The sequence below is a fragment of the Brevibacillus gelatini genome, from assembly GCF_003710935.1.
Classification (GTDB): Bacteria; Bacillota; Bacilli; order Brevibacillales; family Brevibacillaceae; genus Brevibacillus; species Brevibacillus gelatini.
In genome coordinates this window covers 130,954-152,875 of the sequence record NZ_RHHS01000032.1, presented here as the reverse complement: position 1 = coordinate 152,875, position 21,922 = coordinate 130,954, and the positions used below count along the sequence as shown (strand labels likewise).

Below are 21,922 nucleotides of genomic sequence, written 5' to 3'. Positions count from 1 at the left end.
CAGTTTTCAAAGAGCATTTTCATCAACCAATCGCCCAAAGGCGACTTTTCAATATTACCACATCGCACTTCGTTTTGCAAGAGGTTTTTTCAACCATTTTGCTGTACTCAGCAGCGACAAGTATTAATATAACAAAATCACCTGTATTGAGTCAAGACTTTCTTTCACTTTTTATGCAAACTTTTCACTACAGATGAATTTTATAAAGCGGAATTTAAGTATAACGAAACGCAAACAGTTAGTCAACAAAAAGCGAATAGTGCTTCCCTTTTTATTTCACACTATGCATGCAACTCCTGCAAAAACGCCCTTGCTTGTCTTGTTCCCCTTACCTTACTACGAAAAGGCGGTGCTACGATGGCTCCAAAACCAACCTATGACCAAGACGAACAATACAGTGAGTTATCAACAGTTGAATCACAGCGCAACGAAATTCTTCAGGAGGAATTCCCGGAAGGTCCATACGGTGCCTCCACCAATGAAACGCGATTGGGAAAAGCCACTGGCTGGGAGCCTGGACAACATTCCACGACGACTCGCTTTACTTATGAAACACGCCAAATGCATCAGGACTTGCCGCGCCAGGACCCGTCGGCTCATCCGATACACGATGACCCGAACGAAAAAGAATAAATGCGCCTCCCTTGCCACCGCGCACAGCCGGAAAACACTTTTTTTCGCATCTCCTAAAAAAGTCAGGAGAAAAAGCCAAGCCCCCTTCAAAAAAAAGGGGGCTGCCCTGGCAACTATTCCTCGCCAACTACATGTGTCGTCAACGTTCCAATCCCTTCAATCGTGACAGAGATTTCGTCTCCGATCTTCAACTCGCCCACGCCAGACGGTGTTCCAGTCAAAATCACATCGCCAGGCCGAAGAGTCATGACTGCGGATACCGCCTCCACTAGCTGCGGAATGGTAAAGATCAACTGCTCTGTGCTGGCATCCTGACGCACTTCTCCGTTTACTCGTGTCACGATGCGCAGATTCGCATAATCCAGCTTCGGAGCGATCGCTGGTCCCAGCGGGCAAAACGTGTCAAAGCCTTTAGCCCGCGTCCATTGCCCATCGCTCATTTGCAAATCGCGAGCGGTTACGTCAATCGCGCACGTAAAGCCAAGGATGTAGTGGTCCGCTTCAGAAGCCTTTACCCTTTTCGCTTCCTTTTTGATGACAATCGCCAGTTCGCCTTCATAATGAAGGTTTTCGGTCAGCTTGGGATAAACAATCGGCTCGCCCGGACCTACAACAGTAGTGGACGGCTTCAAGAACATCAGCGGCTCTTTCGGCAACTCTATCCCCATCTCGGCGGCGTGGTCCCGATAGTTCAAGCCAATGCACACGACTTTGCTCGGATCGCATGGCGCTTTCAGGCTGATCTCGTCCAGCGGCAGCTCCAGTCCCGTCATGATCGGTTTGGCTGTTTGGACTTTATAAATATCCCCTTCGATCACCCGCACCTTGTGATCCTCTTCTACCATCCACCCATGCTTTACCTTGCCATTACGCTCATAGCGGATAATCATGACTCTTCTCCCCTGTCATGCGTTTTCTCTATACAAAACTTTAAAACAGATCGGTTGTCGTTTCTTTTGGCTTGGTCGTAATCTCTTCGATGACGGTGCGTGCTACCGCATCCTCGACAAGCGCTTCCACATCCAGCGCTTCTTCAAACCTGGCAGCGAGATACGGCTTTGGTCTTGTCACAGGATTTTTCGGCGTAAATACGGTGCAGCAATCTTCGTACGGCAAAATGGACAGCTCATACGTGTCGATTTTGCGCGCGAGATCGGTAATGTCGACTTTGTCCATCCCGATCAGCGGACGCAAAATCGGAATCGAAATCACCTTGTTGATTGTATCCATGCTCTCCAACGTTTGCGAAGCAACCTGTCCCAAACTTTCGCCAGTCGCCAAAGCCTTTGCTTTCGTATTTTCCGCTACACGCTCAGAGATCCGCATCATAAAGCGGCGCATGATCGTAATCAAATAATCTTCCGGACACTTTTCGCGGATAGCCGTCTGAATCTCGGTGAAAGGTACGACGTGCAGACGAATCGTCCCGCCCCATTTGGTCAGCTTTTGCGCAAGATCGCGCACTTTTTGCAGGGCGCGTTCACTGGTAAACGGATAGCTGTGGAAATGAATCGCTTCGAGCGTAACCCCGCGCTTCATCATCATCCAGCCGGCGACAGGGCTATCGATTCCGCCTGACAAAAGCAAAAGCACTTTTCCGCTCACGCCAACCGGCAGGCCGCCTGGTCCCGGAATCGTTTCGCAGCTGATGTACGTTCCTTCTGCGCGAATCTCCAGATTGACAACTGTTTCCGGCTCATGCACGTCCACCTTGATCGCAGGAAGTGCCCGCAAAATGTGCGTGCCGACGATGCGGTTGACTTCCATCGAAGGAATCGGAAAACGTTTGTCGGCGCGGCGCGTTACGACGCGAAACGTGCGTGGCTCCGGGGTCAACTGGCGGATCAGCTCAAGCGCCTTTTCCTTGATCGTATCCATATCCGGCTCAACCTGAATGGTTGGGCTGATGGAAGAAATCCCAAAAACGCGTTTCAAGCGGTCCATGACGGCGTAAGCATCTTCTCCGTGAAGCTCGACGTACATCCGTCCGTAGTTGCGTCTCACCTTTACCTTGAAAAAGGAACGCAGCACGCTTTTCACGCTTCTGGCCAGCGCATCTTCAAATTGATCGCGGTTTTTGCCTTTGAGGGCAAGTTCGCCATAACGAATCAAAATTACATCGTAGTTCATAATTATCTCCTTTAACCGTTTCGTTTTACGCTATTTTCGGCGATCTGGAACAGACTGCGGCTTGAGAAGCGAGCGCAAGGCGCCCACACACGTTTCCAGCGCGGTCAAAAATTGAGCAATATCCTCACTCGTATTTTCCCGACCCAGACTGATGCGCAGCGACGACAGCGCGCAATCACGCTCAATCCCCGCTGCCGTAAGCACGCGGCTCGGCTCGTTCACCTTGGAGGAGCAGGCCGACTTGGTGGAGACGAGAAAGCCTCGCTCTTCCAAAGCGTGCAGCAGCACTTCCGCCTTCACGCCTGGCACAGACAGATTCATGATATGTGGTGCTGCGCCAGCTTCGGGCGTGTTGACGATACAGCCTTCGATTCGCTCGATGCCTTCGCGAAGCTGCTTGTGCAAGTCACGCAGCCGGTCGACTTCCGCCTGGCCGAGTTCTTCTACGATCCGGATCGCTTTGGCCAAACCAGCGATCGCCGGAAGATTTTCCGTCCCTGAACGAATCCCGCCTTCCTGACCGCCGCCCATCATCAGCGGGTGAATAATCAGTCCCTCGCGCTTGTACAAAATGCCTGCTCCCCGCGGACCGTAAAACTTGTGCGCCGAGACGCTCAGCAGGTCAATCCCGGAGTTTTGCAGCCGCAGCGGCACTTTGCCGATCCCTTGCACGGCATCCACGTGGAACAGCACCTTTGGAAACTGTTTCAGCCACTGTCCGATTTCCGCAACAGGCTGGATCGTCCCCAGCTCATTGTTGACGTGCATGACGGAAACGAGAATCGTATCCGGCCGGAGTGCACGCTTTACATCTTCCACAGATACGCGCCCTTCCCGGTCCACGGGCAGGTAGGTCACAGTAAACCCGAAGCCTTCGAGCTGCTTGCACACATCGTAGACAGCCGGATGCTCCACCTGCGTCGTAATGATATGCTTCCCTCTGTTTTGATATTGAAAGGCAATGCCTTTGATTGCCGTATTATTGCTTTCCGTGCCTCCGGAGGTAAAAATGATCTCCCCCTCTTTGCAGCCAAGGTATTGCGCGGCAACCTTTCGCGCCTGCTTCAGCAGTTTTTCCGCCTCTACCCCTTTTTGGTGCAGCGAGGACGGATTTCCGTAATAGTCCTCCATTGCCCGTCTCACAGTCTCCACGACCTCCGGATGAGGCCGGGTTGTCGCACTGTTGTCTAAGTAAATCACCAGTCCACACCTTCCCGAGGGCGCACTGCCCTAAGTCTACCCTTCATCATAACATGACTGCCCGTCAAGAACATACTGTCGAGTGTACTTCTCCTGTTATTTTCCCACATTTGGCCGTGCAAACAGCAGCTTCCCAAAAATCCGATCGAGCGTTCACACACTTTTCACAACTAAAGCGCTTACATCCAAAATTGGGCTATTTACAACACCACAGCCTTTCGTTAGAATTGTCAATAAATTTAGAAAAAATATAATCACAAGGAACAAGGAGAGAACAGCCATGACAACACAAGCCATGCAGGAAAAAATCAGCAAGATGGAAGCCGAATTGAAAAGGTTGAAGGCGGAACTGGCCAAAATCAACAAGACCACTCCTCAATTCAACCGCAATGACGTCGCATATTTAAATGAGGTGTACAACGGGTGACTTTTCGCTTAATTTGCTTTTAATAGCGTGGGTGCTGGCACAACTTTGTTGCGGCAACCGCGCTATTTTTATGTCCAAAAGCACTGTTTGCGCATGGCGTTCGAGGCAAAAGGATGCCATTTTCGCGTCCAGTGGGAGTGCCGACCAATGGAGGATAGATTTACCGGATGAAAGCGGACCTGCCGACTGCGTACAATTGAAATGAACCACGTCACATATCACGCTACGGCATCTGAGGAGACTTTCATGTTCAAAACAACACGCTGGAAACGTCTCGCCCTGCAGACTGCACTGGTTGCTGGCTTGCTCCCTGTCACATCGGCTTTTGCCCAAACGATTCAGGTTGTGCCTGGTGATACGCTCGGCAATATCGCCTACAAACACCAGATTACCGTCGAGCAGCTCAAGTTGGCGAATCAATTGACGTCAGACATGATTCTGGTTGGACAAAAGCTGTACATACCTCCCCGCTCTATCGTCTATACGGTGAAACGCGGCGATGTCCTGTGGAAAATTGCGGCCAATCACGGCGTAAGCATTCAAACTATTGTGAATACGAACAACCTGCAAACAATGGAAATTCTCATCGGGCAAAAACTGCTAATCCCAACGGAGGAACAGGCAGCGGAAACGCCAGCGCCTGAGCCAAAACCCGAGCAGGACAAATCTGCGCAGGACAAGCCTTGGGTCGAAAATACGCGCTATCAGGTTGTCAAGGGGGATACACCCTGGACGATCTCCATTGCCCACGGCATCCCTTTGACCGAGTTTTTGCAAGCCAACAAGCTGTCTGAATCGGACTATTTGCAAATCGGCCAGATCGTCACCGTTCCCGTTCACCACATCCCGCAAACAGCGACGGCTGGCGCCAAATACGGAGAGTATCTCGACTGGTTCGAAGCTGTCCAGTACCTGTTCCCGATCAACGCAACTGCGAAAGTGACCGATTTTGCCACCGGAAAAAACTTCATGGTCAAACGGACGATCGGCGCTTCCCACTCGGACACCGAGCCGCTGACTGCCGCTGACAGCGCTGCGATCAAGAGCATTTGGGGAGGCAACTTTTCCTGGAGCGTCCGTCCTGTTATCGTCGAGGTAAATGGCAGACGCCTCGCCGCTTCAATGTCGTCCATGCCGCACAGCATCGAGTACATTGCCAATAACGATTTTGACGGGCATTTCGATATTCACTTCCCCGGCAGCTTGCGCCACAATGACAACCAGGTCGACACGAACCATCAGGCCGCCATCCGAATCGCGGCAGGAAAATAGAACCTGGCTGTGCCAAGCCTATTAAAAATATGAAAAGCCGTTTCGGCTGATGCGACCGAAACGGCTTTTTTACGTGCTCTCCCCCAAGAGGACTGGCGCTTACTTATTTATACGGGATTTCTCCCAGATACTTCCCTGCAAACACTTCGGTAGCAGGCCCTGTCATGTAGACGCGATTGTCTTCCTCCCGCCAATCGATAAAAAGGTCTCCTCCAGCCAGATGCACTGTTACCTTTCTGTCGACTTTGCCCGCGAGCGCTGCTGCCACTGCCGCTGCACAAGCACCTGTGCCACATGCGAGCGTCACACCCGATCCACGCTCCCAGACGCGGAACAAAATTTCTTCCCGATTCAATATTTGGATAAATTCGACGTTGGTGCGCTCCGGGAACCATTCGTGAAACTCGATCTGCGGGCCGTATTTGCGCACGTCCTCGTCCCGGACTTCCTCGACGAAAATGATCGCATGCGGGTTGCCCATGGAAACGGCCGTCATCGTAAACACAGCCCCGTCCACTTCCAGCACTTCCTCACGCGCCTGCTCCTCCGGGATGCCTGTCATCGGAATCGCCGCCCGCTCAAAGCGCGGTTCGCCCATGTCGATTGTCACCTGCTCGACTTTTCCGTCTGCCCCGAGCGAGACAACCGGCTTCATGATCCCGCCGAGCGTCTCAACGGTAAACGTCGTCTGCCGGGTCAAGCCGTGGTCGTAGACGTATTTGCTCACGCAGCGCAAGCCGTTGCCACAGTTTTTCGCCTCGCTTCCGTCGTTGTTGAACACACGCATGCGAAAATCAGCGCGCTCCGATGGCAAAATCAAAATCAGCCCATCGCCGCCGATGCCGAAGTTGCGGTCGCTGACCCGTCTTGCCAGCTCCGGAAGGTCCACCCCGGTCAACTTTTCTTCAAAACAGTTGACGTACACATAGTCGTTGCCCAAGCCATGCAATTTGGTAAAATTCATCTGCCACTCCCCGTTTTCTCTGTAATTTCTGACTCGTTCTTATATGGACTTATCTTAACACAACAGCTCCCTGTTTGGGGAAGTGGTATACTTACCAGTAGCGATTGAGCAATCCTGACAGAAGAGGAGAAAACGATCCAGATGAATCACGCACCATTACGCTATGCGCTCGGCACCCAAAACGAAGCAAAACGGCTGGCGGTACAAAAAGCGACGGGAACAGACCCCATCTGTCTATCCGTCCCATCAGGCGTGTCTGGCCAACCGATGAGCGAGGAAGAGACGATTACCGGAGCGATTAACCGGGCAAAAGCGGCACTGGCCTCCGCACCCCACGCGGACATCGGGCTTGGACTGGAAGGCGGCCTTATGTATGATCGGGAATTTACCCAGCAATGGTATTTGATCTCCGTCTGCGCAGCCTGGAATGGAAGCGAACTGTATCTGGGAAAAGGACTGGCTTTTCCGCTCCCCAGACAGGCAGCAGAACGCATTATGGCAGAAGGCATCGAACTGAATGTCGTCATCGACGAATGGGGTCAGACGACCGGAAGCAACCACCGCGGCGGGGCGTACGCCTTTTTGACGGGCGGACGTGTCAACAGGGCGGACGTTTTTTGCGAGGCGGTCATTGCGGCAACCACTCCGTTTTTATCCCGCTTGTACACAAACTAAAGCGGGCAAAGGCAAAAACCTCTCCGGACTGTTCTATGCCCGGAGAGGTTTTTTGCGGTCTGATGCTGCTTAGCGGGCCGTGTAGTACGGGTAAATCACCAGCGCTCCCAAAATGGCGAGCGCACCCACGATCATCGCCCAGGCGCCCAGTGTTCGCGAGCCCCGGCGATACGCCAGATAGCCAAGCACCATCCCGATAGGGGCCATGAAATACGGCATGAGGAACAGGGACAGGATCGATAGCCCCAGACCTGTTATGCCAATCCCGCTGGCTCCGCTTTCCCGACTGTCGTCGTCATCGTTGACCTCACGCCCAGAACGACGTGCAGGGATCGGTTCGGCGATTTCCGATGCTGCCTCGATGTCATCGTCTCGTACAGAAGCGGCCGGCGCACGGTCCTCCTGTGTCAGAACCTCTCCATCCAGGCGCTCGGAAAAATCTTTCTCCCCCCTGCCGTTTTCCACTCTGTCCTCCAGCTCGCCTGAGTAGCGCTCTGTCAAAGAGTGGGGGTCGTAGTGAATCCCTCGCCTGGAGCGTCCCTCGTGTTCGTCGAAGGCAGCCTGGGTCCAGGTTTCCACCGTAAACTCCCTGTCGTGCTGGTCTACGGTCTCGGAAAAGCCGGTATCTTCCTTCCGCTTCGCATTCATGCGTTCACGTCGATCCAACATACCATGCTCAGCCCCTTTTTTGGCAAAGGTTTTGTTAGTGAAGGAAGTAGCCTTATTGTCTGCCTGCGGTGTACAATTTAAACTGGAGGCGAGAGGATGAAACCAGAGAAAATCCTAACCATTGGCATTGATATTGACGGTACAGTGACGTCACCCAGCAGTATTGTGCCAATGATGAACGAGAGCTTTGGAAGAGATTTACGATATGAAGACTGTTACGATTACAATTTGGCCAACGTATATCAGATTACAGAGGCGGAATTTGAGCAGTGGCTCGACCAGAACGGGGAGCGCCTGTACAACGAAGCACCTGTGCACGGAATTGCCGACCAGGTGCTGCGCAAGTGGTATCCTGCGCACAAGCTGATCTACATCAGCGCCAGGGAAGCGCGGCATCATGACGTGACGCTGAACTGGTTTGCCCGTTACCAAATCCCGTACCATGAAGTGGATTTGCTCGGCTCCCACGACAAGCTGGAAGCTGCACGGAAATGGGGCGTGGACCTGTTTTTGGAGGATCGGCTGGAAAATGCCTTGCAATTGTCCGAAGCGTTGCAAATTCCCGTCTTTTTATTCGATACGCCATACAACCAGGCCCGGCTCCCCGAGCTGGTACACCGCGTGAGCTCCTGGGAGGAAGTCGACCGGAAGCTCAAGGCGCTTACGTTTGGACAAGCCCTTGTGTAACAGCAGCCCCCTGGTTATGCCTAGCAAAAAGACGTATCTCCATCGCGGGATACGTCTTTTTGCGTGCCAAAGCGCACGAGAAGGCCCTGCAATTGTCCGCATCAGACAGCAGGCAAAAAAACGCCCTGTCCGCAAACAGATCGGGGCAGTTACTTCTTCTCAGACGTTTTCGGCTTGAACGTCTGGCAACAGGTTTCGGACGACTTGCTCGCATGATCCTGGTGGCCTGTGTTTTGCCCATACTCGCCGGCAAACTCTTCCTTCATTTTGTTTGCGCTGGCATGCGAGTCGATCTCTACCATGATTTCGTCGGCGCTGCAAAGATTGCCTTGCGCCCAATACTCACAGTTTGCTACGCTGCATTTTACTTGTGGCATAAGTTTTCACCTCCTAGACGCTATCCTTCACCATTCGTCTGGGGCTTATACTTATGAAACACAAACAGCTGCCAACAATTCCCATAGAAAAGAGGATGGTCTTATGCACGCTCCCCGTGTGGTCGTCATTACCGGGGCTTCCGGCGGTCTCGGTCAGGCGTTGACCCGGCTGCATCTGGAAAAAGGCGACCTCGTCATCGCCGCAACACGCAAGCCCGTCACCCACGAGTCCACAGTTTTTGCCCCTGATCCAAACCGCTTTTTTTCCTATACCGTCAATGTCGGAAACAACGAGGACGTCCGCCGCTTTGCTGCCTGGGTGCACGTCCGCTTCGGCCGATGTGACATCCTCTACAACAATGCGGGCATTGCCGTGTTCGAGACGCTCATCGGCATGGACATTGACGAGCTGGAGGAAACGTTGCGCACGAACATTGCCGGCGTGATGTACACCACCCGCGCCTTTTTGCCGATGATGCTCGACCACGGCTCAGGGCACATCGTCAATATCGCCTCGCTCGCCGGACAGGTCGCGACCGCCAAGGCATCCGTCTACGCGGCGAGCAAAGCGGCGGTGATCCGCTTTAGCGAAGGTTTGCAGCACGAGCTTGCCGGAAGCGGCGTTCGCGTCACCTGCGCCATGCCCGGACCGATCGACACTCCTTTTTTGGAAAAGGCAGACAGGACCGGAGCGTATCGCAGCAAGGTCGCTCGTTATTTGCTCACCGCAGACGAAACGGCCCGCCACATTTACAAAGCCGTCCAATCCAACCGTTCCGAAGTGGCGATGCCCTATCGCCTGAAAATGCTGTCCGTGCTCTACGGTCTGTTGCCTGCGCGCCTCAAAAAGCTAGTCGCCCCGCTCCTCAACCGCAAGTGACGGTTTGTCCAGATCGCGCAGCACCCGGAAGGCCGCAAGCCCACACACGATGCAAACAGCCGCCGCTGCCCCGAACAGTCCCTGTACGCCCAGTGCAGGGATCAGCACCCCCGAGACTGCCGCGCCAGCCGGCATGCCCGTACCTGTAATCGTCCGGATGCTCGTCATCACCCTTCCCAGCAAAGCATCCGGGACTTCTCTTTGCAGGTAGCTTCTGTACATGATGTTATAGGGCGAAAAGCTGAAGCCGGCCAACGCCATCGCGATCATCGCCACCTCCAGCCGCGAAAAGAGCGCAAGCGGCATGGTCGTCATTCCCCACAAAACGATAATGCCCGCCAATGTCACCCCCAGAGGTATCCGCCAGGAAATCGTCGAGAAAAACAAAGACCCGAGCAGCGCCCCGACCGCAAGCGACGACCAGAGCATCCCCAGCGCAACCGAACCTCCCGGCAACTCCTGGTTGGCATACAGCGGCAGCGCGACCTCAATTGGCCCGTATGACATATTGAACAAAAAGGTGAACAGCACGAGCGCCACCATTTGCTTTTTTCCGAACAAATAGCGGTATCCCGTCTTCATGTCCGTAAAGAGCGAGTGCAAAAACTGGCCGATCTGCGCGGGTTGCGCCGCCGATTCCGGAAGGGCGCTTTTCGTCCTTTCTTTTGGCAAGCGCCAAAAACAGAGTGCGCAGGCAAAGAAGCTTAGGGCATCAATCAACAGCACGTTTGCTTCGCCAATCAGCCCGATCAATACCCCGGCCAGCGCCGGACCGAACATGTAATGGATCTGCCACTGGCTTTCCATGAGGCCGTTCGCCTTGATGAGATGTCCTTTGTCAGCCACCAGCCTTGGCAGCAGCGTCTGGGCACCCGCCGTACTGAGCGGAGAAAGCGTGCCTGCCATCACAATCAACACGTAAACCCAAAAAAGCGGAACATGGTCGACCTGCAGCAAAGTCACCAGTGCAAGAAAAATCAGGCCGCGCGCTACATTGTCCAGCACAATCAGCTTTCGGCGATCAAATCGGTCCAGCAAAACTCCTGCCACCAGACCCGCAAACACAGCAGGCAGCATGTACGCGAGCACGACGCCCCCCATCGCGGCTGACGAGCCTGTTTTTTTCATGACAAACCAGGTAAGCCCCATCCAGCCAAACTGATCGCCGAGTCCCGACAAAAACATGCCGAGCCAGTACATGCGAAAGGGCTGCTGTCTCCATAGCTCTTTCATCCCTGCATCTTCCTCTTTTGCCTTTTCCACTTATTGTATCCATGATATTATACTTTTTCAATAATTATATTTAGTAAATGAGTCGGCAGCCGGATTGAAAAACGCGCCCCTGGCAAGCGAGCGACATGCTTGCAGGAGCGCGTTTTTTCGATCCAATGTCCGGGAAAAATCGTGAAAACCGGGCAGGCTACGGCCGAAAATTCACCGAGCGAAGCACGTAGTTGCCAATCGCCCGTGTATTCAGGGCGTAGCCGATTCCCGGACCATCCGGGACTGCCAGTTGACCTGGAGCGATCAGCTCGATGCCGCCCTCCACAATATCTTCCTCCCAATAACGGCTGGATGCCGCTGTATCGCCCGGTATCGTGAAGTTTGGCAGGCTGGTAATGGCGACATTGTGCGCGCGGCCGACCCCGGATTCAAGCATGCCTCCGCACCAGACCGGAATGTTCTGCGACTGGCAAAAATCGTGAATCCGCTTCGACTCGGTCAGCCCGCCGACACGGCCGATTTTAATATTGATGATGCCGCAACTGCCAAGCTCGATTGCTTTTCGCGCATCCTCCACGCTGTGAATGCTTTCGTCCAGGCAAATCGGCGTGGAAAGCTCGCGCTGCAGCTTGGCGTGATCGATGATGTCGTCATGCGCCAGCGGCTGCTCGATCATCATCAGTCCGTATTGATCCAGCTCCTTCATCACGTCGATGTGCTCCAGCGTGTAGGCCGAGTTCGCGTCTGCCATCAACGGCACATCGTTGCCAAATTGTTTGCGGATCGCGCGAATCAGCTCCACATCAAACCCTGGCTTGATTTTTACCTTGATTTTTTTGTAGCCTTCCGCAAGGTGCCGCTCGACTTTTGCCAGCACCTGATCGACTGTCGGTTCAATCCCGATGCTGATGCCGACATCAATCACCGATTTGGTTCCGCCCAGCGCCTTTGCCAGCGACAGCCCTTTTTGCTTGCAGTACAAATCCCAGATGGCCCCTTCCAATGCCGCCTTCGCCATGTTGTTGCGGCGGACGGGGGCAAACAGCCGATCTACATCTTCCGGCGTCTCAATCGGGTTGGCAAACAGCTTTGGAACGAGGAAGCGCTCCATCATGTGCCATACGGTTTCGGTCGTTTCTTCATTATAGTAAGGGTCCGGCATTGCCACGCTCTCGGCGTAGCCGACCTCCCCTTCTCCGTAGACGCTAACGAGAATCAGCTCCTTGACCAGCGTGTAGCCAAAGCTTGTTTCAAAACGGAAGCGAAGCGGTATGTGCAGTTGCTTAAGCTCAATGCGCTCGATTTTCAATGCTCTTCATCCCTTCTGTATTGATGTTTCACCTGTCGGTCAGGTTTCTCCCGCAAACGGATAGATTTGGCGGCTCGTGTTCTCGTAATGGCGCAGCCGCTCCTGCACCTGCTTGCCGTCAGACTGGACCACGCCGTTGACGAGAAGGTTCAGCATGGAAAAAATCGCGGTCATTCCTTTCAGGGCGGTTGGCGCAGGCGCGTACACTTTCAAAACCTGATCGGCAATCGTGCCGACCGGAGACAATTCGTCGTCCGTGATTCCCAAAACGACAGCGCCTCGCTCCTTCGCTGCCTTGGTGAACAAAATCGTTTCATTGACGTAGCGGGGAAAAGAGAGCGCAATGACGAGCCAGCCCGCATCGATCCTGGTCAGCAAATAGTTCGCATCATCTACAGGGCCTTTGTACAGATGCACGTTTCCTTTTACCAAGTTGAGCGCAAAAGCGAGCCAGTGGGCCGGGGCGTAGGAGCTGCGGAAGCCGACGACGAGGATATGGCTGGCGGACATAATGCGCGTGATGGCTTGTTGAAGCTGTTCCTTTTGCAGCCCGCCCAGCGTTTGCCGGATGTAGGCGATATCCTGTTCCATGTTGAAGCGGATCAGATCGTCCTGTCCGCGAATATTTTCCGCCACCGCCCGCAGACTGCTGATCGCATCTGCTTTTTGCACGCGTTCGAGCAGGGAGCTGCGAACTTCATTTTGCAATTCGCTGTACCCGGAGTAACCAAGCGCGTAAGAGAGGCGAATGACTGTCGTTTCACTCGTCCCGCTCAGCGCTGCCACTACCTTTGCGGGCTTTTGGGCTACGATTTGTGGTTCAGCGAGAATGAATTTGGCGGCCAGCTTCTGCCGGGCGGTCAGTGTCGGAAAATGCTTGCGAATACGCTCCTGTACGTGTTCCATCGCTTTCTACTTCCTTGTCAACTATGGTAGGATCGGGGGCAGAGCGGCAGGCCGTGCAGGCAGCCTGTTTTTTACGCCCATGCTCAACTCGATGGCGGTGCCCATTGCACTGCATGTTGAAGTTCATACTTTACATTTTGATTTTTTTGAAGTTTATCCTTTTTGCAAATTATATCGGCAAAAAAAGCACGAATCAATGATTCATTCATGAATTTTTGTCCAACGAGAATGTACTTGTTGAGCGATAAAGAAATCGCCACTTGCACACACAAGCAAAGGCCCTCCCGGTTGCCGAGAGAGCCTTTTGACTTTTTGCCCATCGCATTACGATGTTTTCCACTTCGCCAATTCGGATGGAAACTTGTCGTTGAGCACCTTGATATATGTACCTTTCATGCCGAGCGAACGGGATTCCAGCACACCTGCGCTGGCCAGCTTGCGCAGCGCGTTGACGATGACGGAACGAGTCAAGCCGGCCTGGTCCGCCAGTTGACTTGCGACAAGCAAGCCTTCGCGCGCATCGAGCTGCTCCATGATTTTTTCGATGGCAATCTGTTCACTGTAGGACAGGGAGGACAGCGCAATTTTCGCAAACGTCTTGTCCCGTACTTCATTTTCAATCTGCTCGGTGCGCTGCCGAACGATTTTCATCCCGATCACAGTCGCGCCGATTTCGCCGAGAATCAGATCCTCGGTTTCAAACTCACCATACGCCCGCAGCAGGACGAGTGTACCCAGACGGCTTCCTCCTGCATTGATCGGCACGATCGTCGTCATCATTTGCGGGAACAACCCTGCCAGTTCTTTTGGCACGAAGCTGTACGGACTGTCGATTGGCTCGTTTGCCAGCGTCTGCGTCACTTCCAGCAGCTTTTGGTGTACACTGCTTTGCAGTTGGGTGGAAGACTGCCCTTCCTCGTTCAGCGCAATTTCCTGGTTCAAGCCGCTGCCGAGAATCGTTCCATCCGCCGTAATGATGTAAACATTCGCTGAGATGACCTCAGACAGCAACTTGGCGAGATCCTGAAAGCCTACTCCGCTGCCCCCCATTGTCTTTTGCAGCATCACATTAATTTTCCTGGTTTTTTCTAACAAGTTCATAATAATATCCTCCTTGGAGTTCTTCATGCTCACAGTATTGTCAGAAAAATCCAGCCCTATACATGCAAATCATAAAATTGGAAAGACAACTCAGGGAATGTTCGTTCTGTTGACCATCGTTGGCGCAAACGACTAATCATCAGCCTTGCCCATCCACAAGAAAAGACTGCCTGGTTCGTTTCCCAGACAGCCTTCTTTTTCATTCACAGGCAAAGCCCGACTAGCGCAGTTGCTGCTTGATGAGTTTCTCGATGGCATCCGCGATCGCGGAAGTCGGCCTTTTCAGGTCGGCATCGTACAGCCGGAAGCGGACATAGCGTTCATCCAGGTCAAATGCTTCTTCCAAGACACCCAGGAAGCCACGCGCGCGCTTGTCAAGCTCCAGGAGCACTTCCAGTTCGCCTTCGCGCAAGTAAAAGACAATCTCCAGCTCCTCCAGACGGCTGCGATATGCCCCTGTCGGACGGAATTCAAATTCCTGCACAAACGGATACGTCCGGCCCAGGTAGCGGTTGTACTCACAGTCTACCTTGTACAGCTGGAAGCCGAGCGATTGAACCGCTTCCAATACTTTTGCCATCAACGGATGCGGACGCACTTCGATAAAGTCGGAGTCGCCCGGATCAATCGCGTTTTTGATGTCCAATCCCGTCCGCAAGTAAACGGGCTGACGTCCCATGGTCAACGGCGTTTCATAAGGAAGCTGGAACGCAAAAGACAGTACCTTTTCCTCCTTCGGCTGCAATTGCACGCGCTCGGTCAGACGGTACTTGACCAGTGTGCACTCTTCCTTCACCTTGTTGTCGTTCACTTCGCGTTCGTAGTGTGTGACCACGTACATATAGATTTCGTCAATTTCCTGTGCCACGTCTCCCCCGGTGATGTGCACCTCGCCTTTTACGAGATCTCCCGGAACCAGAGACTCCTGCTCCAAACGGGCATCGACTTTGGCCGCTCCGATTCCGACACTGGCCAGCAACTTTTTGAACATGGACATGTACTCGCCTCTCCTTTGCGTTCCCCCAGATCCAGCAACAGACCTGCGTTCAGATTTCTATGTAGAAATATACGGGGGAAGAAAAAGAAAGTTTCGCGCAACCTTTTGCCAGACGTCATCTGAAATAACCTCTGCCGTCACAAACACTTTCAGCGTCCGCGCGATCACCACCGTCTTGATCCGCACCTCTACCATCGTCCGGTCAGACAAAACATATTCCCGGCGGCGCAGCATTTCGTGCAGCATCTGGTGAACCTCAGCGACCTGCTCTGCTTTTTTGCCCTTGAGCGAGGCGAAATCTTTTTCAATCAAGTCGACCACCTGCACGATGATTGTTCCGTGCAGCGGCTGCTTCTGTTCCACAGGCATGACAAAGGCGCGGACTTCCTCGATGACCTGATCCTGCTTTTTGCGATACACGCGCTGGTTTTGTTTCAGCTCCTGATTTTCCTCATAAAGCTTTTTATTTTGCAGCTCCAGGCTTTTGCGGACCAGCATCATCTGCTCCATCTCGCGCCCGTACACAAAAAGAACCGCCGTTCCGCCCAACAGGCAGCCGATGAGCAGAAGAGCGAGATAGCGTTTCCACTGGACGACCATCATGAGCGCACCTGCACGAGCCAATGCACGCAGATCGTTCCGATGTGAGCGCCCAAAAAGGCGACGACGATCATGACGAGTTGCTTGAACACCGGCGAGAAATTGCCCATTAATATTTTTTCAATCTGCAAAAATGAGTCAAAGGTGCCGCCCAAAGCACCGACCAGGCCCCAGATTTTCAACTGGTCCGCCAGTTGGACCATCGAAAACAACGGGGGCTTTTCCGTCAAAAAGGCTCCCAAGCCACCGCACAAAGCTCCCCCCACGACAATGCCGTAGGCCACAAAAAACGTCAAAATGACTTGTGCCATGCAGTTCCCCACCCTCTCGACCGCGCTGCCTATGCTTATCCCTACGCGGCTTGTCTGGCTTTTATGCTTGAAAAGCCGCTGTCAGGCCTGCGCGAAAGGATGACCGCCTGCTTGTTCAAAAAAAGATGGCATGCCTTTGTTCATAGCATGCCGCATGCGCTCATGTCTTGTTTTTGCCCTGCCTGCGCAGACGTCTCTGAATGCGCGGCGAGTTCATCACCATGAGATCCATAAACAGGTTGACCATGTTGGGGTTGCTCATTACCTGTTTGAACACTTCCGGATTTTCCTTGAACCATTGCTCGTTGGCCTTGATCCAGGCTTTAAAGCCCTGATTCGAGCGATAGTGATTGTTCAGGCGGCGAACCGGCCGATATGCGCTCATCTCAATCTATCCCTTCGTCAAAGAATATGGAGAGGAGAAAGATGATAACGATAATCCAGATCACCGTTTCAAAGCCATCCTGGTTGAAAAAGCCGAAGCCTTTCATGACAGATCCCCCCTTCACGCTGGCCTCGAACCGTCGCACCTGGCATACCGCCCATGGTACCTTTCTCTATAGGTATATGTAGCGGGGAAAGGGTTGGATTGGACATATGCCTGCCTGTCGCGCACATTTGTATGCTCGCCCATTTTGTTGCATAGAGACAAACCTCATTCACTCATACTAGAAGAGACGATACCGTAATTGAAGGAGGCGGTTATGACAGCCTCAAGTGGAGCTCTCTGGCGCAACAAGCCTTATCTGATCCTGCTCTTGCTCGTCTTTTTCATGCACCTGGCCTCGTATCTGGTCATTCCGGTCTTTCCGGTGTTCCTGCAAAAAGTACGGCTGCTGCATCTCGCCCAGGTCGGCTTCATCCTGGGAGCGGGCAGCATTGCCTACCAGATTGGCAGTCTGATCGGCGGGCCGATGTCGGATCGCTGGGGCCGCCGCGCGATCATCGCCCTTGGCGCACTGCTGCAGGGAGTGGCCATGCTCGGCTATCACTACAGCACGCGATACGGCATGTTTCTGCTCTTTTCCTCCGTGAACGGGCTGGGGCTAGGACTGTTGGCGCCTACGATCAAGGCGATGATCGCAGATGAGGTCGAGGAAGCAAAGCGTACCGCCGCCTTTTCGTGGCGGGGCATTCTCGCGCATAGCGGCATCATCGTAGCGGGGCTGGTCATCACGTGGATGACGTCTATCGGTCAGCAGCCGTTTATGATCGCAGCCGCTGTATTTGGCTTGCTCGCCGTGCTCACGTTTTTTGCCTTGCCGGATGATCGCTGTATCGGCCCAGACTGCCGCCACACGCCGATCTCGGAATACCGGCATATTTTGAAGCACCGCAGCTTTCTGCTGTTTTCCGGCATTACCCTCTTGATTTGGGCGTTGTATGCGCAATTTGCGATGGTCTTGCCTTTGCGCGGCGAGCACGTGCTGCATTCTGCGACGCTCATCGGTCTCGTCTGGACGATCAACTCAATCACTGTCGTCCTGCTGCAAGGCTTCGTCTCGCGGTTTGTCCTGTCGCGCATCAACCCGTATGTGGCACTCGCCGCCGGAACGACCTTGCTCGGCGCAGGCCTGACCGCGATGGGCTGGGCCAATCAATTCGTTACGCTCAGTGCCGCAGCTGTCGTGTTTATCGTCGGCGAAATGCTGTTCATGCCTGTCCAGGACTCGCTCGTCACCCATTTTGCCAAGGAAGAATGGCTCGGAGCCTACTTTGGCTTCTCCAACTTCGTATCCGGCATCGGCACGGCCCTTGGGACGAGCATCGGCGGGGCCATGGTGGAGAAACTCGGGGGAGTCGGCAGCCGCAGCCCGTGGATCAGCTACGGGATCATTACGCTTTTGCTGGCTGCGCTGCTCGGCTTGTTCGCGATTTACGCGATGCCGCGCTACAAAAATCCAGAGCAGGCTCCCGAACCGAAAACAGGAAGAAAGGAAGGTGCCACCTAGCATGAGCAGGCAAAACAAGCAGGAGCAAGCCGGGCAATTGCGGGAAGCTGACCGCAGCCGCCAGCCGCAGTCTGTGCAAAACAACGCCCCCGGCTACGGGGACAAAAAACTGGAAGGGCCGAACCGCCCTGCGACCTGACAATCGGCTGTGGTTTATCGCCGCACGCCGATGCATGAGAAAAAGCCATTTCCCTGAAGCGGCGGAAATGGCTTTTTCCGTTCAGTTGATCGGCACAAGCTTGTACGGCAAGGAAAAATCGTCGAGCTTTTGCAAAAAGGCCCGGCTGGCCTGCTCGTCAGGGGCGATCAACTGCAAATAGCGCGTGAAGTAAAAGACGATCCGATCCTCGCTGCCTTCCTTCAAGCGGTAGTGCGACAGCGTGGCAATGTCGGTCAGCTCGTAAAAGTACGCATAGCGCTCAGAAGTGAGCGGCGCTTGAAACGAGCGGCTGACGACGATGCCGTTGCTGCGGTTTTCCTTGCTGTTTTCCTTGGTTGCCCCAAGAAAACGCAACGTCTCTGCCGCGCGCCTCGCTCCCAGCTTTTCCGCCAGCATGCTGTCGTTGTACTCCACTTCCACATCCGTCAGCCGTTCGCGCACGGACTCCAGCATGGACATCAGCACTTTGCGCACAGCCAGATTTTCCGTGGCGAACTGGTTGTCGAAGAAGTTAAATTCGTAAGACGTCGCCTGACCTTGGCGTTTTGTGTACAAAACAATCGCGTTCAAAAGCGCCACCTCCCCTCATGTGGTCAGCCACTCCTATTATCTGTGAGGCTGATCGGGGATGCAACCGTTGCCCAGGCAGGAATATGCCTCCCTTTGTTCGAATCAAGTAAAAACGAAAAACTGGGCAGGAGGACAAACAAATGGCAATCACCTTGCGAAAACTGACGGAGACGAGCGAAATCGAGCAACTGGAAGCGTTGGAAGGAAAAATATGGAGTCCGTCCTCAGCCATTCCGTACCACATGACGCTGACGATCCACAAATTTGGCGGACTGTTCCTCGGGGCGTTTGACGGGGACGAGATGATCGGCTTTTTGTACAGCTTTCCCGGCTATACCGACGGCGAGATGCACCTCTGCTCCCACATGCTGGGCTTTTTGCCCGAGTATCGCAAGCAAGGGCTCGGCGTCAAAATGAAATGGCTGCAAAAGGAAGAGGCCAAAGCGCTCGGCCACTCCAAAATCACCTGGACCTACGACCCGCTGGAAACGGTGAACGGCGTCCTGAACATTGTCAAGCTCGGTGGAATTGTCCGCACGTACTTGCCCAACTGCTACGGCGACCTCGACGACGACCTCAACCGCGGCTTGCCGACCGACCGCTTTCTCGTCGAATGGTTCATCGACAGCCGCCGTGTGGAAGCACGCCAGGCGGAAGGCGCACCGCGCTGTGCTTACGACCATGCCCCGGAAATTTTGCGCTATGAAATCGTCGACGGCATCCCGGCTCCCATCGCTGCTGACACTGCGCAGGAAGCGCCTGTCCTGCTGCTGCCAGTCCCGGCCTTTTTCCAGCAGGTGAAGCAGGCGGACATGAATATCGCCTTGGCCTGGCGCAAGCAAACCGGCGAGCTGTTCACCAGCTGCTTCGCCAAAGGCTACATCGTCACAGACATCGTCCGCGATGAAGCGGTTGTCCGGTACGTGCTGGAGAAGAAGCCGCTGTCTGCGGTGCTTGGGTAAGTGGAACGTCGGGGCAGGGTGGGTTTCAGGCAAACCCGCCCTTTTTGGCGTGTCATTCAGGCTTGGGCGTACCCTCCCCTTCCTCTCGATCTGCGCGCTGCCATGGCTTCTTGTGGTAAAATGAAGGGTGCCTTACCCTACACCATAAAAGGACGAGAATACATGAACCGATTACAGTACGACTACGACGTTATCATTATCGGCGGCGGGCCTTCCGGACTGATGGCCGGAATTGCGGCGTCAGGCCGTGGAGCGCGTGTCTGCCTGGTGGAAAAAGGCGGCAAGCTGGGACGCAAGCTCATCATTTCCGGCGGCGGTCGTTGCAACGTGACCAACGCCAAGGAGCAGGACGAGCTTATCAGGCAAATGCCCGGCAACGGCCGTTTTATGTATAGTGCGCTTGCGCAATTTGGCAACCGCGACATCATCGAGTTTTTCCAGGAGTTGGGGGTCGCCCTGAAAGAAGAGGATCGCGGGCGGATGTTTCCGGTGACGGACAAAGCCGTAACCGTCGCGCAGGCGCTGATCGACCGGCTGAAGCAGCAGCACGTCGACATCCGGCTGAACGCTCCCGTGAGAGAAGTGCTCTATGAAAACGGCAGAACGTCAGGGATTTTGCTTGCGTCAGGCGAAAAGCTGACAGCCCCCTGCGTCATTATCGCCGTCGGCGGCTGCTCAGTGCCGCAAACAGGCTCCACAGGAGACGGCTACGCCTGGGCCAAGGCGGCAGGGCATACGATCACCGATTTGTATCCGACAGAAGTGCCGCTCACCGCAAACGATTCCTTCATCCGCGACAAAACGCTGCAAGGGCTGTCCTTGCGCGAGATCACGATGACCTTGTACGCACCAAACGGGAAAAAGATCACGACCCAGGAAGGCGACATGATTTTCACCCATTTCGGACTGTCCGGGCCTGCTTCCTTGCGCATGGGGCATTACGTCTCCATCAGCCAGCGCAAATACGGTGCTGTCCCGCTGGCGCTCACCCTCGATCTGATGCCCGGCAAAAGCAAGGACGAAATTAGCGCAGAAAGCTGGAAGCTTTTGGAGGACCAGCCGAAAAAGGCCGTCAAAAACGTGCTCAAAGGCTATCTGCCGGAGCGGATGATTCCGCTCGTCCTGTCGCTTGCCCGAATTGCCGAGGACACGACGTACAGCCATATGAAAAAGCAGGAATGGGCTAATCTCGCCGGGATCATCAAGGCCTTTCCGCTGACGATTACGGGAACACTGTCCCTGGAGGAAGCGTTTATTACAGGCGGCGGCGTCAGCGTCAAGGAAATCGACCCGCGCACGATGCGTTCAAAGCTGATGGACGGTCTGTATTTCGCTGGCGAAGTCATGGACGTGCACGCCCATACCGGCGGCTACAACATTACCATCGCCTTTTCCTCCGGACATGCTGCCGGCACGCACAGCGCCGAAGAAGCTTTGGAATTTTTGGGCGAGAGTCGTGTTTAAAAAAAGACGAATGAGGGAAGCTTAGAGGCAGGTACTCTTTTTTTCGAAAAGAGGAATCAGCACCTTGCTCCCCCCAGTTGCAAGGTGCCGGTTAACAGGTTTTTACTCCCTTTATCTTCCCTAATAGAAGCACCGCCTTCGTGAGCGGTGCTTCTTTTTTGTCCAACAAAAAACACCTGCCGTCACGAGAGGAGAACCGCGTCCTCCCACTCGTGCGATCAGGTGTTTTTGCATGCCGTTTACTTTTTTATCCGACCAGCCGGAACAAGTAAGCAAATCCAGCCAGCACAAAGGCCAAACCGAGCAAAAAGAACGTGTTGGCCCGCTGCTTGATCCGCTGTTCATTGCCCTGGAAATGGGCGTTCATCCGCGCCTTCCATCTTTTGGTGCGCGGCTGGAGCATGACGAGAACGCCTGCTGCCAAGAGAAAAAAGGGAAGAAATTGCATGTAT

At 54.0% G+C, this 21,922-nt stretch carries 27 protein-coding genes; 10 read left to right on the top strand and 17 right to left on the bottom strand.

The window, feature by feature from the left end; all coding sequences use genetic code 11:
- The first annotated feature begins 357 nt into the window (after window positions 1–357).
- Window positions 358–633, top strand: a complete 276-nt coding sequence (locus EDM57_RS14230; protein ID WP_122905392.1) for a hypothetical protein — start codon at window positions 358–360, stop codon at window positions 631–633.
- Window positions 634–746: 113 nt separating this feature from the next.
- Here the strand turns inward: EDM57_RS14230 and EDM57_RS14225 are convergent, their stop codons facing one another.
- Genes EDM57_RS14225 through EDM57_RS14215 form a run of 3 tightly spaced genes read right to left on the bottom strand, consistent with a single transcriptional unit; the run spans window position 747 to window position 3,963 of the window.
- Entirely contained in the window at window positions 747–1,523 is a 777-nt protein-coding gene (locus EDM57_RS14225) for a fumarylacetoacetate hydrolase family protein (RefSeq protein ID WP_122905391.1), read from the bottom strand.
- Window positions 1,524–1,563: 40 nt separating this feature from the next.
- On the bottom strand, window positions 1,564–2,763 hold the full coding sequence (gene thiI, locus EDM57_RS14220) for a tRNA uracil 4-sulfurtransferase ThiI (RefSeq protein WP_122905390.1): 1,200 nt from the start codon (window positions 2,761–2,763) through the stop codon (window positions 1,564–1,566).
- Between the two features lie 30 nt (window positions 2,764–2,793).
- On the bottom strand, window positions 2,794–3,963 hold the full coding sequence (locus tag EDM57_RS14215) for a cysteine desulfurase family protein (RefSeq protein ID WP_122905389.1): 1,170 nt from the start codon (window positions 3,961–3,963) through the stop codon (window positions 2,794–2,796).
- Between the two features lie 280 nt (window positions 3,964–4,243).
- Between EDM57_RS14215 and EDM57_RS23365 the strand changes: the two genes are divergently transcribed.
- Entirely contained in the window at window positions 4,244–4,390 is a 147-nt protein-coding gene (locus tag EDM57_RS23365) for a hypothetical protein (protein WP_170163449.1), read from the top strand.
- Window positions 4,391–4,636: 246 nt separating this feature from the next.
- Window positions 4,637–5,662, top strand: a complete 1,026-nt coding sequence (locus EDM57_RS14210) for a LysM peptidoglycan-binding domain-containing protein (RefSeq protein ID WP_122905388.1) — start codon at window positions 4,637–4,639, stop codon at window positions 5,660–5,662.
- A gap of 103 nt (window positions 5,663–5,765) precedes the next feature.
- Here the strand turns inward: EDM57_RS14210 and dapF are convergent, their stop codons facing one another.
- Window positions 5,766–6,626 (bottom strand): diaminopimelate epimerase, encoded by an 861-nt coding sequence (gene dapF / locus EDM57_RS14205; protein WP_122905387.1) that lies wholly within the window; start codon window positions 6,624–6,626, stop codon window positions 5,766–5,768.
- Window positions 6,627–6,767: 141 nt separating this feature from the next.
- Between dapF and EDM57_RS14200 the strand changes: the two genes are divergently transcribed.
- Window positions 6,768–7,301: a DUF84 family protein gene (locus tag EDM57_RS14200; protein WP_122905386.1), complete on the top strand. Its 534-nt coding sequence runs from the start codon at window positions 6,768–6,770 to the stop codon at window positions 7,299–7,301.
- A gap of 69 nt (window positions 7,302–7,370) precedes the next feature.
- Here EDM57_RS14200 and EDM57_RS14195 read toward each other — a convergent pair whose 3' ends face one another.
- Window positions 7,371–7,970 carry a DUF1700 domain-containing protein gene (locus EDM57_RS14195; RefSeq protein WP_122905385.1) on the bottom strand — a complete coding sequence of 200 codons (600 nt, stop codon included), beginning with the start codon at window positions 7,968–7,970 and terminating at the stop codon, window positions 7,371–7,373.
- 96 nt (window positions 7,971–8,066) lie between these two features.
- On the opposite strand from EDM57_RS14195, the gene EDM57_RS14190 reads away from it, so the two are divergent.
- Complete coding sequence (locus tag EDM57_RS14190; RefSeq protein ID WP_122905384.1) at window positions 8,067–8,657, top strand: 5' nucleotidase, NT5C type; 591 nt, start codon at window positions 8,067–8,069, stop codon at window positions 8,655–8,657.
- Between the two features lie 149 nt (window positions 8,658–8,806).
- Here the strand turns inward: EDM57_RS14190 and EDM57_RS14185 are convergent, their stop codons facing one another.
- A complete protein-coding gene (locus tag EDM57_RS14185; RefSeq protein ID WP_122905383.1) occupies window positions 8,807–9,034 on the bottom strand; it encodes a DUF1540 domain-containing protein in 228 nt (75 codons plus the stop codon).
- Window positions 9,035–9,137: 103 nt separating this feature from the next.
- Here EDM57_RS14185 and EDM57_RS14180 point away from each other — a divergent pair, with 103 nt between their 5' ends.
- Window positions 9,138–9,914, top strand: coding sequence for an SDR family NAD(P)-dependent oxidoreductase (locus EDM57_RS14180; protein ID WP_122905382.1), 777 nt, complete (start codon window positions 9,138–9,140; stop codon window positions 9,912–9,914).
- Here EDM57_RS14180 and EDM57_RS14175 read toward each other — a convergent pair.
- The 9 genes from EDM57_RS14175 to EDM57_RS14135 all read right to left on the bottom strand — a co-directional run bounded on the left by EDM57_RS14175 (window position 9,885) and on the right by EDM57_RS14135 (window position 16,747).
- Window positions 9,885–11,147: an MFS transporter gene (locus EDM57_RS14175; protein WP_122905381.1), complete on the bottom strand. Its 1,263-nt coding sequence runs from the start codon at window positions 11,145–11,147 to the stop codon at window positions 9,885–9,887. The two genes, EDM57_RS14180 and EDM57_RS14175, sit on opposite strands and share 30 nt — an antisense overlap.
- 187 nt (window positions 11,148–11,334) lie before the next feature.
- Window positions 11,335–12,447 (bottom strand): o-succinylbenzoate synthase, encoded by a 1,113-nt coding sequence (gene menC, locus EDM57_RS14170; RefSeq protein WP_122905380.1) that lies wholly within the window; start codon window positions 12,445–12,447, stop codon window positions 11,335–11,337.
- A 39-nt stretch (window positions 12,448–12,486) separates the two neighbouring features.
- On the bottom strand, window positions 12,487–13,353 hold the full coding sequence (locus EDM57_RS14165) for a MurR/RpiR family transcriptional regulator (RefSeq protein WP_122905379.1): 867 nt from the start codon (window positions 13,351–13,353) through the stop codon (window positions 12,487–12,489).
- A gap of 83 nt (window positions 13,354–13,436) precedes the next feature.
- A complete protein-coding gene (locus EDM57_RS14160; protein WP_122905378.1) occupies window positions 13,437–13,625 on the bottom strand; it encodes a hypothetical protein in 189 nt (62 codons plus the stop codon).
- A gap of 52 nt (window positions 13,626–13,677) precedes the next feature.
- Complete coding sequence (gene codY, locus EDM57_RS14155; RefSeq protein ID WP_122905377.1) at window positions 13,678–14,454, bottom strand: GTP-sensing pleiotropic transcriptional regulator CodY; 777 nt, start codon at window positions 14,452–14,454, stop codon at window positions 13,678–13,680.
- Between the two features lie 220 nt (window positions 14,455–14,674).
- On the bottom strand, window positions 14,675–15,451 hold the full coding sequence (locus EDM57_RS14150; protein WP_122905376.1) for a sporulation protein: 777 nt from the start codon (window positions 15,449–15,451) through the stop codon (window positions 14,675–14,677).
- Between the two features lie 57 nt (window positions 15,452–15,508).
- A complete protein-coding gene (locus EDM57_RS14145; RefSeq protein ID WP_246005812.1) occupies window positions 15,509–16,051 on the bottom strand; it encodes a sporulation membrane protein YtrI in 543 nt (180 codons plus the stop codon).
- On the bottom strand, window positions 16,051–16,362 hold the full coding sequence (locus EDM57_RS14140; protein WP_063228142.1) for a YtrH family sporulation protein: 312 nt from the start codon (window positions 16,360–16,362) through the stop codon (window positions 16,051–16,053). Before EDM57_RS14140 ends, EDM57_RS14145 begins: the two co-directional genes overlap by 1 nt.
- 160 nt (window positions 16,363–16,522) lie before the next feature.
- Complete coding sequence (locus tag EDM57_RS14135) at window positions 16,523–16,747, bottom strand: hypothetical protein (RefSeq protein ID WP_122905374.1); 225 nt, start codon at window positions 16,745–16,747, stop codon at window positions 16,523–16,525.
- 319 nt (window positions 16,748–17,066) lie between these two features.
- Between EDM57_RS14135 and EDM57_RS14125 the strand changes: the two genes are divergently transcribed.
- Both EDM57_RS14125 and EDM57_RS23360 read left to right on the top strand, forming a co-directional pair.
- On the top strand, window positions 17,067–18,314 hold the full coding sequence (locus EDM57_RS14125; protein ID WP_122905373.1) for an MFS transporter: 1,248 nt from the start codon (window positions 17,067–17,069) through the stop codon (window positions 18,312–18,314).
- A gap of 1 nt (window position 18,315) precedes the next feature.
- On the top strand, window positions 18,316–18,453 hold the full coding sequence (locus EDM57_RS23360) for a hypothetical protein (protein WP_170163448.1): 138 nt from the start codon (window positions 18,316–18,318) through the stop codon (window positions 18,451–18,453).
- 81 nt (window positions 18,454–18,534) lie between these two features.
- Here EDM57_RS23360 and EDM57_RS14120 read toward each other — a convergent pair whose 3' ends face one another.
- Window positions 18,535–19,044, bottom strand: coding sequence for a hypothetical protein (locus tag EDM57_RS14120; RefSeq protein WP_122905372.1), 510 nt, complete (start codon window positions 19,042–19,044; stop codon window positions 18,535–18,537).
- 140 nt (window positions 19,045–19,184) lie between these two features.
- Here EDM57_RS14120 and EDM57_RS14115 point away from each other — a divergent pair, with 140 nt between their 5' ends.
- Window positions 19,185–20,006 (top strand): GNAT family N-acetyltransferase, encoded by an 822-nt coding sequence (locus EDM57_RS14115; protein WP_122905371.1) that lies wholly within the window; start codon window positions 19,185–19,187, stop codon window positions 20,004–20,006.
- Window positions 20,007–20,168: 162 nt separating this feature from the next.
- Window positions 20,169–21,470, top strand: coding sequence for a BaiN/RdsA family NAD(P)/FAD-dependent oxidoreductase (locus EDM57_RS14110; protein ID WP_122905370.1), 1,302 nt, complete (start codon window positions 20,169–20,171; stop codon window positions 21,468–21,470).
- A 247-nt stretch (window positions 21,471–21,717) separates the two neighbouring features.
- On the opposite strand, the gene EDM57_RS14105 is transcribed toward EDM57_RS14110, so the two are convergent.
- Window positions 21,718–21,918: a hypothetical protein gene (locus EDM57_RS14105; RefSeq protein ID WP_122905369.1), complete on the bottom strand. Its 201-nt coding sequence runs from the start codon at window positions 21,916–21,918 to the stop codon at window positions 21,718–21,720.
- Window positions 21,919–21,922: the final 4 nt, after the last annotated feature.